11 protein-coding genes are annotated in these 14948 nt (G+C 67.5%); 7 read left to right on the top strand and 4 right to left on the bottom strand.

Translation table 11 applies throughout. The features are described from left to right. A partial coding sequence (locus QMZ25_RS14540; protein ID WP_283219848.1) for a helicase-related protein occupies nucleotides 1-1137 on the top strand: 1137 nt, incomplete at its 5' end. Nucleotides 1138-1251: 114 nt separating this feature from the next. Here the strand turns inward: QMZ25_RS14540 and QMZ25_RS14545 are convergent. Further along, entirely contained in the window at nucleotides 1252-3846 is a 2595-nt protein-coding gene (locus tag QMZ25_RS14545; protein WP_283219849.1) for a M14 family zinc carboxypeptidase, read from the bottom strand. A 73-nt stretch (nucleotides 3847-3919) separates the two neighbouring features. Further along, nucleotides 3920-6559, bottom strand: coding sequence for a TonB-dependent receptor (locus QMZ25_RS14550; RefSeq protein ID WP_283219850.1), 2640 nt, complete (start codon nucleotides 6557-6559; stop codon nucleotides 3920-3922). 193 nt (nucleotides 6560-6752) lie between these two features. Between QMZ25_RS14550 and queD the strand changes: the two genes are divergently transcribed. Both queD and QMZ25_RS14560 read left to right on the top strand, forming a co-directional pair. Continuing rightward, nucleotides 6753-7115: a 6-carboxytetrahydropterin synthase QueD gene (gene queD / locus QMZ25_RS14555; RefSeq protein ID WP_053518296.1), complete on the top strand. Its 363-nt coding sequence runs from the start codon at nucleotides 6753-6755 to the stop codon at nucleotides 7113-7115. Between the two features lie 115 nt (nucleotides 7116-7230). Beyond that, nucleotides 7231-7584, top strand: a complete 354-nt coding sequence (locus QMZ25_RS14560) for a phasin family protein (protein ID WP_065175367.1) — start codon at nucleotides 7231-7233, stop codon at nucleotides 7582-7584. A gap of 588 nt (nucleotides 7585-8172) precedes the next feature. On the opposite strand, the gene QMZ25_RS14565 is transcribed toward QMZ25_RS14560, so the two are convergent. Both QMZ25_RS14565 and QMZ25_RS14570 read right to left on the bottom strand, forming a co-directional pair. Then, nucleotides 8173-9648, bottom strand: a complete 1476-nt coding sequence (locus tag QMZ25_RS14565; protein WP_065175368.1) for a HAMP domain-containing sensor histidine kinase — start codon at nucleotides 9646-9648, stop codon at nucleotides 8173-8175. Further along, the gene (locus QMZ25_RS14570; protein ID WP_065182516.1) at nucleotides 9645-10364 is read right to left on the bottom strand and encodes a response regulator transcription factor; all 720 of its coding nucleotides are present in this window, start codon (nucleotides 10362-10364) and stop codon (nucleotides 9645-9647) included. Before QMZ25_RS14570 ends, QMZ25_RS14565 begins: the two co-directional genes overlap by 4 nt. Before the next feature lie 143 nt (nucleotides 10365-10507). Between QMZ25_RS14570 and msrB the strand changes: the two genes are divergently transcribed. From msrB to QMZ25_RS14590, 4 genes are all read left to right on the top strand, one after another. Next, nucleotides 10508-11086: a peptide-methionine (R)-S-oxide reductase MsrB gene (msrB, locus tag QMZ25_RS14575; RefSeq protein WP_283219851.1), complete on the top strand. Its 579-nt coding sequence runs from the start codon at nucleotides 10508-10510 to the stop codon at nucleotides 11084-11086. Beyond that, nucleotides 11086-12855, top strand: a complete 1770-nt coding sequence (locus QMZ25_RS14580; RefSeq protein ID WP_065175369.1) for a cytochrome c biogenesis protein DipZ — start codon at nucleotides 11086-11088, stop codon at nucleotides 12853-12855. The genes msrB and QMZ25_RS14580 overlap by 1 nt, the downstream gene beginning before the upstream one ends. Nucleotides 12856-12869: 14 nt before the next feature. After that, complete coding sequence (gene msrA / locus QMZ25_RS14585; RefSeq protein ID WP_053518286.1) at nucleotides 12870-13607, top strand: peptide-methionine (S)-S-oxide reductase MsrA; 738 nt, start codon at nucleotides 12870-12872, stop codon at nucleotides 13605-13607. A 154-nt stretch (nucleotides 13608-13761) separates the two neighbouring features. Further along, nucleotides 13762-14948, top strand: a 1187-nt coding sequence (locus tag QMZ25_RS14590) for a PLP-dependent aminotransferase family protein (protein WP_283219852.1), incomplete at its 3' end; no start/stop codon positions are given.

The raw sequence follows: 14948 nt of genomic DNA on the forward strand, positions 1-14948 counted from the left end.
GTGCATGACAGCCTGCGCGGCTACAGCAAGTATCTGCGCATCCCCAGCGCCTGCATCTACGGCGGCGTCGGCATGGGCAACCAGCTGGACATCCTGCGCCGTGGCGTGGACCTGCTGGTGGCCTGCCCGGGCCGCCTGATCGATCACCTGGAGCGTCGCAGCATCGACCTGTCCGGCATCGAACTGCTGGTGCTGGACGAAGCCGACCGCATGCTGGACATGGGCTTCCTGCCGTCGATCAAGCGCATCCTGGCCAAGCTGCCCAAGCAGAACCGTCAGACCCTGCTGTTCTCGGCCACGTTCGAGGACAACATCCGCCAGCTGGCGCTGGAGTTCATGCGCAACCCGGAACAGATCCAGGTGACGCCGAAGAACACCGTGGCCGAGACCATCACCCATCGCGTGCATCCGGTCGACGCCGGCCGCAAGCGCGACCTGCTGCTGCACCTGCTGGCACAGGACAGCCGTGAGCAGACCCTGGTGTTCGCCCGGACCAAGCACGGCAGCGACAAGCTGGCCGCGTTCCTGGAGAAGTCGGGCATCAAGACCGCGGCGATCCATGGCAACAAGAGCCAGGGCCAGCGCCTGCGTGCGCTGGGTGACTTCAAGGCCGGTCGCGTGACCGTGCTGGTGGCCACCGACATCGCGGCGCGCGGCATCGACATCAACGAGCTGCCGAAGGTGATCAACTTCGACCTGCCGATGGTCGCCGAGGATTACGTGCACCGCATCGGCCGCACCGGCCGCAACGGCTCCACCGGCCAGGCGATCTCGCTGGTGGCGCAGGACGAGGTCAAGCTGCTGCGCGCAATCGTGCGCCTGCTCGGACGCGACATGGACATCCGCGATGTGCCGGGCTTCGAGCTGCAGGTGCCGATCCGCTGGGGCAACAGTGCACCGGGTAAGGCCGAGCACGACACCGGCGAGCGCGCCCCGCGCAAGAGCCACGCGCGACGTCCGCACGGCGATGCGCCGCGCCATGCCCACGCCGGCCCGAAGAAGGCCGGTGGTGGCCGTCGTGAGGGTGGTGGCAACGGCCAGCAGCGTGCCGGCGCTGGTCAGGGCCAGCGTCGTGGCGGAGGCGGCAACGGCGGTGGTCGTGGCCGCGGCCAGGGCGGCGGCGGTCGCGCCGGCTGATCCTGACTGACAGGAATGAGGGCGTCCCGCTGCGCGGGAGGCCTTACATCGGGGACGGCGCTGGCGCGCCGTCCCTTTTTTGTTGCCCGCGCATCAATCAAGGCGCCAGACGCCTCACCCGCGTGCTTTCGCCGGATTCGCCAGATTCCCGAAGAAGATCGCATTGATCAGCAGTCGATCCGTGCCATGCCAGTACTTGCGGTGTGCCGGATCATCGGCGAACAGCACCACGTTGCCCTTTCCCTGGGCCGACACCAGCAGCCACGCACTGCCTGCCACCCGCGCACGATTGCGCTCGGACAGGTAACCGTTGACCCGTGGTGACGCGTCGATGCGCACCACCGTCGAGAACGGATTCGCACTCGGCTGCAGCGTCACGCTGTTTTCCTTGTTCACCGCCAGCTGCCGGCCCGGCACGCCGAACGCCAGGGGATGGCTGGTATCGACATCGGCGCTGAGGATGTTGCCGCTCACCCGCTCGATCGCGGCGATATCGCGCTGGTCACCGAAGGCGCGACGGTTTTCGTCGCCGGCCTCTTCGTCCTTGCCGGTCTTCTCGCCATCGGCGAGCTTCTGTTCGATCGCCCACTTCGACGCGCTGCCATAGGTCACCAGCGAGCCGCCGGCCTGCACCCAGCGCTTCAGTGCGGCCACGGCAGTCGCATCGACACTGTTGTAGGTGCCACCGGACAACACGAGGGTGGTGTAGCGATCCAGCGGAACCTTGCCCAGCTGCTGCGGATCCAGCTTGCTGGCCGGCAGGTGCAGGTGCTGGTCCAGCAGGAACCAGGCCGATCCGATCTCGGTGGCCGCCACGCCTTCGCCCATCACCAGCGCCACGGCCGGCTTGCGCAGTGCCTTCACGCCATCGCTGCCGAGATCGATGCCCTCGCGGCTGCGGCCACTCGACAACGCATGCACCTGTACGCCCGAAGCACGTGCCGCCGCGGCCACCGCGTCGAGCAGGGCCGCTCCCTGCAGTGGCTGGCCGGCAACGGGAATGACGATGCTGCCGGCCGCGAAATCCACGTCGCCCTGTGCGGTTCCGGCGGTGAACGGCTGGAATGCAGCGCGCGCGGCCAATCCCCTGCCCTGCAGCTCGGCCAACGCACGGCTGGCGTTGTAGTCACGCCAGTCGATGGCATAGGCGAACCCCGCCTGGCCGCCGACGACCGCGCCCTGCAGCGGCGGCAGCTCGCTCACCTGTGCACCGCCGTCGATGCGGCTGCGGCTGCCGGCGAAGGCCACGCCGTAGGCCGGCGCGATGGCGTAGCTGGTGCTGCCATAGAACACGTCGCCCTTGATCGGCGGCGTCTCGGCGAAGATCGAGTGCACCAGGCGGAACTGCGCCTGCTGCACGGGCACCACGTAGGCACTGCCTGCCTGGAAGCGCTTTCCCTCGACGGTGACATCCCGGTCCAGCGCGCGTACCTCGATCCGGTGCAGCAGCAGCAGTTCAAGCAGGCGCCGGGTCAACGCCGGATCATGCGCGTCGCCGAACACGAAGCTCTTCTGCGGCTGCTGCGCGGCCTGCTTCAATGCGCTCTGGAAGAAGGTCTTCTGCAGGTCGAACAGGCCACTGCGCTCGGCCACCGCACCGCGCACCGTGCCCAGGCCGGTGGCGACCTGGTTGCGGATGGTGAACGGGAAGGTCAGCAGCCCGTTCACCGACTCCTGCACCCGTCCCCGCGAACTGGCCTGCTCGACGGTGACACCGACCGCGCCATGGAAGTCCGGATAGGTCGAGCCATACACCGGCGAGAAGTTGTCGAAGTTCTCCCCCGTGTAGTACAGCGACCCCAGTGCGTCCAGCGCCTGTGCGTGGTACGTGGCCAGCGTCCTGTTGAACTCGTAGGAGGCGGCCGGGATCAACGGGCTGTGCATGCTCTTCGGCGAAGGCTCGAAGTAGTACGTGCTGTCCTTGCCCATCTCGTGGAAGTCGATCTGCACGTTCGGGTACCACTGGTGGAAGGCGGCCACCTTTGGCCGCGAATCCTGCTGGGTCAGCGCCAGCCAGTCGCGGTTGAGATCGGTGAAGTAATGGTTGGTACGGCCCTGCGGGAACGGCTCGACATGCTCCTTGTCAGCCGGATCGGCCGAGGCCGGGTCCGATGCCCAGGCGTTGTGCCAGTTGGCGGCACGGTCGCGTCCGTCCGGATTCTGCGCCGGGTCGAACAGCACCACCGCCTGCTGCAGCCATTGCTGGGTTTCACTGCTGCGATTGGCCACCAGGTAATACGCGGTGAGCATCGCCGCTTCGCCGCTGGAGGTTTCATTGCCGTGCACACTGTAGCCCAGCCAGACCACCACCGGGCTGTCACCGGCTGCGCTGCGCGGTTGTGCCGGATCGACCAGGGTCGCGTGCTGCTGGCGGATCTGCTCCAACCGCGCCTGGTTGCTGGCCGCGGTGATGGTGGCGATCAGCAGGGGGCGGCCTTCATAGCTGCGTCCAATGTGCTGGACGCGGATCCTGTCCGAATGCCTGGCCAGTTCCTCGAAATAGGCGACCAACTGGTCGTGGCGGGTGTAGCGGCTGCCGATCGGATAGCCGAGGAACTGCTCCGGCGTGGGAATGGCGCTGTCGAACGCGTCGGCCGCGCTGGCCTGCGGGAAGAAATAGGCGCTCTGCGCCTGCGCCGACAACGCGGGGAACACTGCGCTGGCAGCGGCGATCAGCAACGGAAGAACGGCACGGCGGTGGAAGGACACGGTGACTCCCCGGAAACAGGACGGCAGAGGGCAACGTGGCCGGTCACGGCAGGTGACCGGCCACGGCGTTGGATCAGAAGCGGTAGTCGAAGCCCAGTGTGAAGTAGCGACCCCGCAGGTCGTACTGGGTGAAGTCATACGGCGCACGGATGCCCGGGAACGACGCATCGTAGGGCGGCGTCTTGTCACCCAGGTTCTGCACCTTGGCGTACAGGGTCAGGCTGTCGATGCCGGTGTACCCCAGGTACAGGTCGTACTGGCTGTAGCTGCCGACACGCTGCTGCACGGCCTTGGCGGCGGTACTGGCTTCCTGCCGATAGCTGCTGGTGTAGTACCAGGTCACCGCCGCGTTGAAGTCGCCGTACTTCCAGTCCAGCGTGGTGGTGGCCTTGTCCTTGGGCAGGGTGGCGCCGAGGTTGCTGCCGGCGTAGTCGACCAGGGGCCCACCGACCACGGTCGGACGGCGGTAGTCACGGACGTGGGTGTAGGCCGAAGACAGGGTGAAATCTCCCAGGCGCGCCGTCGGAATGCGCTGGCGCAGTTCCACGTCGATGCCCGATGTCTTCAGCTCGCTCAGGTTCTGGTAGCGGTTGTAGACGGCCTGCAGCTTGCCGCGCTCATCGCGCTGCACGGCACCGGCAACGTTGTCGTTGATCAGCGTCTGCGTGTTGTTGGTGCCGACCAGGTTGTCGAGCTGGATACGGTAGTAGTCGACACTCAGATTGGTGTTCGCCCACGGTGACAGCACCACGCCGAAGTTCACGCTCCTGGTGCGCTCCGGCTTCAGGTCACTGTTGCCCACGGTGAAGAACGTCGGGCTCTGCCGCGAGCCCGGCACATCCGGGTCGCGCGGATCGACCACGCTGCCGTAGGAGATGCTGGTGCTGTTGGAGTTCTCCGACAGCGAGGGCGCACGGAAGCCCTTCGAGGCCGACGCGCGCACCAGCAGGAAGTCCAGAGGTTGCCAGCGCAGTCCGAGCTTCGGCGAGAACGCATCGCCGAAGTCATCGTAGTGATCGGCACGCGCAGCGGCGGACAGTTCCAGGGTCGAGGCCAGCGGCACGTTCACTTCCGCGTACGCAGCGCTGACCTGGCGCTCGCCGTGCACCTCGGCGATGGCCGGGCGCACCTGCAGGCCGGCATCGATCTGCCAGGGGTTGTTCGAATCGAGCTTCTCGCGGCGCCACTCGGCGCCAGCGGCAAAGCCGATGTCACCGGCCCAGGTGCGGCCCAGGCTGCCCGAGATCTTTGCATCGACACCCTGCAGCTTCGATTCGGCCGGACGCAGCGTGGCGATGTTGATCGCATCACGCACCGACTGCGGGGTGGCCGCCGGGTCGAGCAGATTGTAGCTGCCGCTGGCCAGCGCATCGGCCAGCGCCCAGCGGTTGGCGAAGCCGCCCGAGACGGTCTCACGCTCGCTGCTGCGCGCGCCGAACGCCGCCACTTCCCAGTCCCAGTTGGCGGTGGTGCCGCGCAGGCCGAACACGCCGCGATAAGCGGTGGAGCGGTTGGTCTTGATGGTGCCGCCGAGATCGAAGAACGTGTACTCGATCGGCACGGCACGCCCGTAGGGATTGTACGGATTGCCCGCCGGCAGCTGCGACGACACCGGCTCGGCCAGGCCGGTCTCGGCATTCAGGGCGAAGCGGCCGCTTTCCAGCGTGAAGAACGGGCTGCTGCCGAACCAGGCCGCGCTCTTGATCTGGCTGTACAGCACTTCACCGAACGCTTCGACGTTGTCGCCCAGGCGGAAGGTGCCGTTGGCATAGGCCTGGTAGCGCTTCGTGGATGGAATCAGCGTGGTGTACGGCGCCTGGTTGAAGCCGCAGGTGTCGCCAGCCAGGCCGTCGATCGGAGCGCTCGCGACGCGCGTGGTCCCGGTGGGGCAGTTGCCGCTGGCGTCGAGCATCGGCACCGACACGCCATTGATCAGATAGCGCGCACCCTTGGCTGACCAGCCGTTCCAGCGCCCGCCCGGCAGGTCGGTGTAGATGCCGCTCTTGGTCAGATCGCGCTCGTCCTGATCCAGGCGGTCGCGGTTGTAGCCCTGCAGACTGAACAGGATGTTGTAGCCATCGCTGTCCAGATCACCGAGGCCACCCACGAACTTCAGGTTGTGCTCGCGCAGGCCCCCTTGGTCGGCGCCTCCGAAGCTGCCACCGATCTCGGCACCTTCGAAGTTCTGGCGGGTGATGATGTTGACCACGCCGGCCACGGCATCGGAGCCATACACGGCCGAAGCACCATCCTTGAGCACTTCGATGCGCTCGACCGCAACCAGCGGCAGGGCATTGAGGTCGACGAAGGTATCGGACAGGCCACCGGCCGGGAAGCCGTAGTTCGCCACGCGACGGCCGTTGAGCAGCACCAGCGTGTTCTTCGGTGACAGGCCGCGCAGGCCGATGCTGGCCGAGCCGGAGGCCCAGCCGTTGTTGGTGGTCTCGTTGTTGGCATTGCCGGTGTTGGCGGAGATCGAGCGCAGCACATCGGCGACGGTGGCCTTGCCGGTCTGTTCCAGCTGCTGGCGGCCGATTACCTGCACCGGATTGGACGCCTCGGTATCGGCGCGCTTGATGTTGGAACCGGTGACGCGGACGGCGGCCAGGGTACTGGCTTCGCCACTGGCGGCAGCGGTGGTTTCGGCGGCGGCGGACAATGGCGCGGCCAGAGCGGCGGCCAGGGCCGCCACGAGCAGGGTGTGCTGGGGCATGACGATGTGTGGGGTGGTGGTAGGGCGACGAAGTTCCGCAGTAATCCATGACTGGCCGGGGTCCGACCAATAACATCTCTTCATACGGATATAAGAGAAGCTAACATCTCTTCATCCGGATGGAAATAGTCACTCCGCTTCGGGGCCGGCGCGATCCCGGTCGGATGCGACAGCAGCGGCGTACAATCCGCTCATGGAAATCTTCAAAGTCTTCATGCTTGAGGCGGCCCACCGCCTCCCGAACGTACCGCCGGGGCACAAGTGCGCGCGCCTGCATGGCCACTCCTTCCGGGTGGAACTGAAGGTCGAGGGCGAACCCGGCGCGCAGACCGGCTGGATCATGGATTTCGGGGACGTGAAGGCGGCCTTCCAGCCGATCTACGAACGCCTGGACCACCACTACCTCAATGACATCCCCGGCCTGGAAAACCCGACCAGCGAGAACCTGGCGGTGTGGATATGGAACGAACTCAAGCCCGCGCTGCCGGCGCTGAGCGAGATCACGGTCCACGAGACCTGCACCTCCGGCTGCCGGTACCGGGGCCCCGGCACCTGAACAACCCATTGATATCTAAAGATTTCTAAAGGCGCCTTGGGCGCCTTTATGATTTTTGTTGCAATGCGGCATCATCGGCGTATGCTGCAATGCATCAAGTCCTTTCCTGACGCCCATGACCGCCGCCTTCAGCGATCGCTTCAGTGATGCCACCCGCCAGCTGGCCGCCGCCGCAACGCGCGCGAACCGGTTGGCGCTGGAGAACGCTGAAAGCATGTTCGGCGTGCAGCTGAAGGCACTGGAACGCAACCTGACCGCGACCGGTGGCTGGCTCGGCGAGCTGGCACGAAGCGAAGATCCGGCCGGATTGCTGTCGCAGGGCGCTCAGCTGTGGCAGGACAACCTGCAGCGGTTTGGGCAGGCCCAACAGGACGTGGTCGGTCTTGGCCTGCTGGCTGGACGCTCCTGGTCCGAGCTGGTGCAGGGCTACAACGAATCAACAGCGGACGCGACCGGCCACACGCCCTGACGCGACGCTTTCGCTCATTGCATGGGTCCCTCCCCCCATGCAATCCGGACCCGGCAGATCCCTCCCTCTGCCGGGTCTTTTTTTATTCCTCGCCTGCGTGCAGATGCGCGTCTTCGCCCGAGCAGATCGCGAGCGCAAAGGCCTCGCGTCGGCCCGCAGCATGTGGGCAAATGTCCCCGGCGCATTTTCGCACCTCTGCGCACCGATAACCCCTGCACGCCGGGCGGATGCCCTTGCGTGCGAAGTAAAGGAGGAGGTGACGGCCACCGGCCGGCGCCGGGGGACATTCGCACGCAAGGGCATCCGCCCGGCGCCACAGGAAAAACGAACACACGCACAGGCAGCCTCAACCGAGCGATCCCATGCCAGTGCGGATACCACACCCGGACGTGTCCCACCTGCCCACCAGCACGGTGCCGTCATCCGCACACCGCTGCGTGCCGATAACCCCTCAACGCCGGTTGGATGCCCTTACACCGGCCGGCGCCGGGGGACATTCGCACGCAAGGGCATCCACCCGGCGCCACACGGAAAAACGCACATACCTGCGCGAAGGGGCAAACACCGCCACCCGGAAACCAGCTGCGCCTAGGCCACCGCCGCCGACTCCGCCCGCGGCAGCTCGAACACGAACGTCGCCCCTGCCTCACTGTCGCGCAGCGCGATGCTGCGGCCATGCAGCTGCACGATACGCTGCACGATCAGCAGCCCCAGGCCACCGTTCTCGCCCCGTCGCGCCCCCAACGCAGCAGGCGCCTGGAACAGCTGCGCACGCACCGCAGCAGCAACGCCGGGACCGTCATCAGAGACGATCACCTCCACGCTGTCAGCCACCGCGCGCAGCCGCACCTCGATCCGCCCTCCCTCCGGCGCATGGCGCAGGGCGTTGTCGAGCAGGTTGGTCAGCACCCGCTCCACCAGACCCAGGTCCGCACGTACCAGCGGCAACCCCTGCGGGAAATCCGCGTGCAACTGCTGGCCGCGCGCCTGCGCCGCCAGCTCGAACTTCTGCAGCACGTCCTGCAGCAGCTCGGGCAGCGCGAACACCTCCCACTCCAGCCGCACCTCGCCGTGTTCCAGGCGTGCCAACTCGAACAGCGCGCGCGCCAATCGCCCGACCTTCGCACTCTGCGCCAGGGCAATGCCGAGATAGCGCCGGCGCTCCTCCGGCGACAGCGTCGCGTCCTTCAACGCCATCGTCTCAAGGTAGCCATGCAGTGAAGACAGCGGCGTGCGCAGATCATGCGAAATGTTGGCCACCAGCTCGCGCCGCTGCAGGTCCTGCTGGCGCAGCTGCTGCCACTGCTCCCCCAGCCGCTGCGCCATCTGCGCATGCGCATGTTCGAGGATGACCAGTTCATCGCGCTCGCCCGGCCGCAGCGGGCCGGGCGGCGGCAGCGGCGTCGGCGCATCGATGTCGAATGCCTGGATGCGACGTGTCAGGCGGCGCAGCGGCCGGGTCACCCAGTAGAACGCCACCAGCCCGGCCAGCAGGCCCAGGCTGCCCACCAGCATCACCGACCACAAGGTCGTGTTCCACTGGTTGCTGGCGGCGAGGTCGTCGGCGAGCATCTGCCGGTGCTCGCCCACCAGCACCACGTAGACGTAGCCGGCCTGCCGCCCCTGCACCACCAGCGGCGCCACGCTGAACACCTTGCGACCCTCGCTACTGCGCGGATCGTCGCCCAGGATGGGCAGCGGCGCGCCCGCCAGCAGCCGGCGCAGCGGTGCCACGTCCACGCGGTTGCGCATCAGGTGCCCGCTGGGTGCGTCGTGGCCGAGAATGCGGCCCTGGTCGTCCAGCAGGTACACCTCGACGCTGGGGTTGACCGCCATCAGTTGCCCGAACAGCGCACGCACCGCCGCATCGCGCATGCCGCTGGTATCCATCAGCTCACTGCGCTGCGCGATGTGCTCGGCCAGCCCCAGCGACAGCCGCTGCACGACTTCCTGCTCGTGCCGTGTGTTCGAGCGCATCTGCAACGCCAGCAGCGCCATGCAGCACATCAGCATCAGCGCCGCGATCACCGCGGCCAGCTTCTGCCACAGGTTCGGCCGGATCATGCCGCCGCCCCGGCCGGGTCCACCAGCTTGTAGCCCCGGCCCCAGACCGTCAGCAACCGCCGCGGGTTGGCCGGATCCGTTTCGATCTTGCTGCGCAGGCGGTTGATATGGGTATTGACCGTATGCTCATAGCCATCGTGCTGGTAGCCCCAGACCTGGTTGAGCAGTTCCATCCGCGCGAACACCTGGCCGGGATGGCGCGCGAAGAACAGCAGCAGGTCGAACTCGCGCGGCGTCAGTTCCAGCGGCCTGCCATCCACGTCGGCAGTACGCGCGACCGGGTCCAGCTGCAGTCCTCCCAGCTCGATGGCACCGGCATCGATGCGCGCGTTCTGCGCCATGGCCTCGGCGCGACGCAGCAGGGCACGCACGCGCGCGACCAGCTCCGGCATGGAGAATGGCTTGGCCAGATAATCGTCGGCGCCGAGTTCCAGGCCGACGATACGCTGGGTTTCGCTGCCGCGTGCACTGATGATGATGATCGGGACATAGCGCGCCATCGCCCGTGCGCGCTGGCAGACCTGCAGGCCATCGACACCGGGCAGCATCACGTCCAGCACCAGCGCGTCCCACGGGCCTTCCTGTTCGAGCAGGCGCAGCCCGCCATCACCGCTGTCGGCGTGGGCGACCTCATACCCCTCATCGCCCAGGTGCATGCGCAGCAGGTCGGCGATGTGGGCATCGTCTTCAACGATCAGGACACGTTTCGGGGACATCGGCAGCTCGGGCCAGGGGGGAGGCTGAGCGCATTGTGGCGCGGGATCGCCGCCGATACCTCACGAAAAATTGAATCCTGCGTGAGGATTCGTTGACCAGGGCAGGCGCAGCATGGCCCCGTCGCCCCTTCCCGGAGTCCGCCATGCCCCTCACCCGCCGCCATCTGCTGGGTCTGGGCGGTATCGCCACCACCGCCGGCCTGCTCGGTCTCGGGGCCTGCAGCCGCGCCGCGCCAGCGGCAGCAGAAACGCGCCCTGCGCGACAGTTCGAGATCATGCGCAGTGATGCTGACTGGCGCCAGCGGCTGACCCCGGCCCAGTACGCAGTGCTGCGCCAGCAGGCGACCGAACGCCCTTGGAGCAGCCCGCTCAACAAGGAACACCGGCAAGGCACGTTCACCTGTGCCGGCTGTGCGCTGCCGCTGTTCTCTTCGTCCACCAAGTTCGAGAGCGATACTGGCTGGCCCAGCTTCTGGGCACCGTTGCACAACGCTATCGGTGAGGACCGCGACGTCACCTTTGGCATGCTGCGGGTGGAAGTGCATTGCCGCCGCTGCGGCGGCCATCTGGGCCATGTCTTCAACGACGGCCCACGCCCTACCGGCCTGCGCTACTGCATGAACGGCGCGGCGCTGGCCTTCCAGCCCGGACCTGCCGCGCATGACAGCGATGCGGGCTGGCGCGTGCCGGTGGGATCGTCCCCTGCTTCTGGAGCCCGATGATGCTGCTGTTGCTGCTTGCCTATCTTGGCGGTGTGCTGACCCTGCTCAGCCCCTGCATCCTGCCGGTGCTGCCGTTCGTATTCGCGCGTGCTGACCGCCCGTTCCTGCGCAGCACCCTGCCGCTGCTGCTGGGCATGGCGCTGACCTTCACCCTCGTCGCCAGCCTGGCGGCGGTCGGCAGCCAGTGGGTGGCGCAGGCCAACCAGATCGGTCGCTGGATCGCCCTGCTGCTGATGGCGCTGTTCGCGGTGGCGTTGCTGTGGCCCGCACTGGCAGACCATCTGCTGGCGCCGTTGCAGCGTGTCGGCGCGCGGTTGAGCGCACGCGCGGACGCTGCCGATGCCGCCGGGCGCGGCGGTGCCTGGACGTCGCTGCTGATCGGCATCGCCACCGGCCTGCTGTGGGCCCCGTGCGCGGGCCCGATCCTTGGCCTGGTACTGACCGGGGCTGCGCTGCATGGCGCCAGCGCCAGCACCAGTACGCTGCTGCTTGCCTACGCGCTGGGTGCGGTCACCGCGCTGGCATTGGCGGTCTGGATCGGCGGCCGGGTGTTCCGCGCCCTGCAGGCACGGCTGGGGCTGGGCAATCTGCTCCGCCGCGTGCTCGGCGTCGCTGCGCTGCTGGCGGTCGTGGCCATTGCCCTGGGCTGGGACACCGGCCTGCTGACCCGGCTGTCCACCGTCAGCACCGCGCGTATCGAGCAGGGCCTGCTCGATGCGGTACCCGGCGCGCAGCCTTCTGCTCCGCCGATGATGATGATGGGCCCGGCCACTGCAGGCAGCGAGGCACCGCTGCCGGTGGAAGGCACGCTGCCCGCCCTGGACGGCGCCACCGGCTGGCTCAACAGCCCACCGCTGGACGCCACCCAGCTGCGCGGCAAGGTGGTTCTGATCGACTTCTGGACCTATTCCTGCATCAACTGCCTGCGTGCGATGCCGTTCGTGCACGAGTGGCAGCGGCGCTACCGCGATCACGGCCTGGTGGTGATCGGCGTGCACACCCCCGAGTTCGCCTTCGAACGCGACCCGCGCAACGTCATGAAGGCCGTGCAGCAGTTGAAGGTCGACTATCCCGTCGCGCTGGACAACCAGTACGCGATCTGGCGTGCGTTCAACAACCGCTACTGGCCCGCGCACTACTTCGTCGATGCGCAGGGCAACATCCGCGGCCATCAGTTCGGCGAGGGCAACTATGCGCGTTCGGAGCAGGTGATCCGCCGCCTGCTGGCCGAAGCCGGCCAGACCCGGCTGCCACCGCCGGCCGATCCGGCCGCAGCGGACCTGAAGGGCGTGGCCGCGCAGGCGGACATGGGCAACCTGCGCTCGCCGGAGACCTACCTGGGGCATGCGCGCGCCGAGCAGTTCGCCTCGCCAGGCGGGCAACGTGCGGACACGGCATTCGACTACGCGCTGCCACCCGCGCTGGCGCTGAACCAGTGGGGCCTGTCCGGCCGCTGGATCATCGACGACGAGGCGGCACGGCTGCAGCAGCCCGGAGGACGCATCGCCTTCCAGTTCCATGCCCGCGATCTGCATCTGGTGCTCGCGCCACGCCAGGACGGCACGCCGGTGCGCTTCCGCGTCTGGCTGGATGGTCGGCCGTTGCCCGCGGCCGACGCCGGCAGCGACGTTGGCAGCGATGGCAGCGGCGTGATCGACGAACACCGTCTGTACCAGTTGGTGCGCCAGCGCGGCGCCGTCGCGCCACACCGCTTCGAGATCGAATTCCTCGATGCCGGCGCCCAGGCCTACGCCTTCACCTTCGGTTGATCCGGGAGGACACGATGAAGATTTCGTTCGAACAGGGGATCGCCGCCGGCATTGCCGGGCTGGTCGCTACCGCATTGATTGCCGGGGTACTGCTGGTTGATCACGGTGCCATCGCCGCGCCGCTCGAGCGCAGCGCACAGGTGCAGGTGTTGCCTGCGCCCACCGGTGAAGCCGCATTCCGCGATGACGGCACGCACGCCAGCGTAGTGTTTGCCGGCGGCTGCTTCTGGGGCGTGCAGGGCGTGTTCCAGCACGTCAAGGGCGTGAGCAACGCAGTCTCGGGCTACGTCGGCGGCAGCGCGGCGGATGCGCGCTATGAGCGTGTCAGCAGCGGACGCACCGGCCACGCCGAGGCGGTGAAGGTCGACTACGACCCGCGCCAGGTGAGCTACGGCCAGCTGATGCAGGTGTTCTTCTCGGTGGTGCATGACCCGACCCAGCTCGACCGGCAAGGCCCGGACCATGGCAGCCAGTACCGCTCGGCGATCTTCGTCGATGATCCCCGCCAGCAGGCGGCCAGCCGTGCCTACATCACCCAGCTGGGCCAGGCCGGAAGCTATCGCGCGCCCATCGTCACCCAGGTGGGGAGCGGCCAGCGCTTCTATCCGGCCGAGAGCTACCACCAGAACTACATGAGCAACTATCCGCAGGCGGCCTACATCCGCTACTACGACGCTCCGAAGCTGGCGGCACTGGGCAGGCAATTCCCTGCCCTGTATCGCCGGGATCCGGTGCTGGTGCCGATGCGTTGACTGCATGGTGCGCCAGCCCATGCAAGAAAAAGGGGCGCGCGGCCATCCAGCCGCGCGCCCTTGAAATATCGGCGGGCACCGATCAGGCCCTGCCGACGAGGACATGCTAGGCTCGGAATCCTCATGGGTACAGCACCAGATGCGGCCGGAACCGATGGATACAGATCAACGCAGCAGCGCGTCCGCTCCTCGCTACCAGCGGCTGTCCGATGAGCTGGCCGAGGCCATCCAGGGAGGGCGCCTGCCGGTCGGCAGCCGCCTGCCATCGCTGCGGCAGATGGCAGCACAGCGTCAGCTCAGCCTCAATACGGTGATCGCCGCCTACCGCCAGCTGGAAGACGCCGGCCTGGTGGTTCCGCGGCCAAAGGCAGGTTTCGAAGTGGCGCCGCGACTGTCAGTGCCGCAACGGTCGCTGCGCGATACCCCGTCGGCCCCCACCGCGCCGTTGCAGCAGGTGCTGATGGCACGCGTGCTGGAGGCGCAACGCCGTTCCGGGGTGATGGACCTCGCCTTCGCCGGGCCACGCGGGCGCCAGTTCTATCCTGGCGCCCAACTGGCCCGGCACACCGCCCAGGTATTGCGCCACGGCCAGCAGACGGTCGAAACCTACGCACGCCCCAATGGCTCGCCGCGGCTGCTTGCGCAGATCGTGCGGCGCGGCCCGCGCATGGGCCTGCACACGCACAGCGATCGCCTGCTGCTGACCCACGGTGCGATGGAGGCGCTGCAGCTGGCACTGCGTGCGGTGACCCAGCCCGGCGATTCAGTGGGTATCGAAGCACCGTCGTACTTCAACCTGTATCCGCTGCTGGCCAACCTGGGCCTGCAGGCCATCGAACTGCCGACGCATCCGCAACAGGGCCTGGACGTCGATGCGTTGGAGGCGATGCTGGAGCACACACCGCTGGCCGCGCTGGTGCTGATGCCGACCGTGCACAATCCATTGGGCTGCACCATGCCGGTGGCGGCCAAGCAGCGTCTTGCCGAGCTGGTCAACGCGCGTCAGCTGCCGCTGATCGAGGATGCCGTGTACGCGGAACTGCAGTTCTGCGAGCCACCTGCGCCGCTGCTGAAGGCCTTTGACCGCGACGGCTGGGTGATGGTGGTCGGCGGTTTCTCGAAGACGCTGGCCCCGGACTATCGCATCGGCTGGCTCGACGGCGGGCGCTTCGCTGAACGCATCGCCCTGCTGAAGTTCCAGTCCACGGGCGGCGAGCCGCAGCTGCTGGGTGATGCCGTGGCCGCGTACCTGGAAGGGAGCGGATACGAACATCACCTGCACCGCATGCGGCGCCTGTATCGCGAGCAGGTGGGACGGCTGCGCCAGCTGGTGGCCGAGCA

This window comes from Stenotrophomonas sp. RS-48 (assembly GCF_030053245.1).
Taxonomy (GTDB): domain Bacteria; phylum Pseudomonadota; class Gammaproteobacteria; order Xanthomonadales; family Xanthomonadaceae; genus Stenotrophomonas; species Stenotrophomonas maltophilia_P.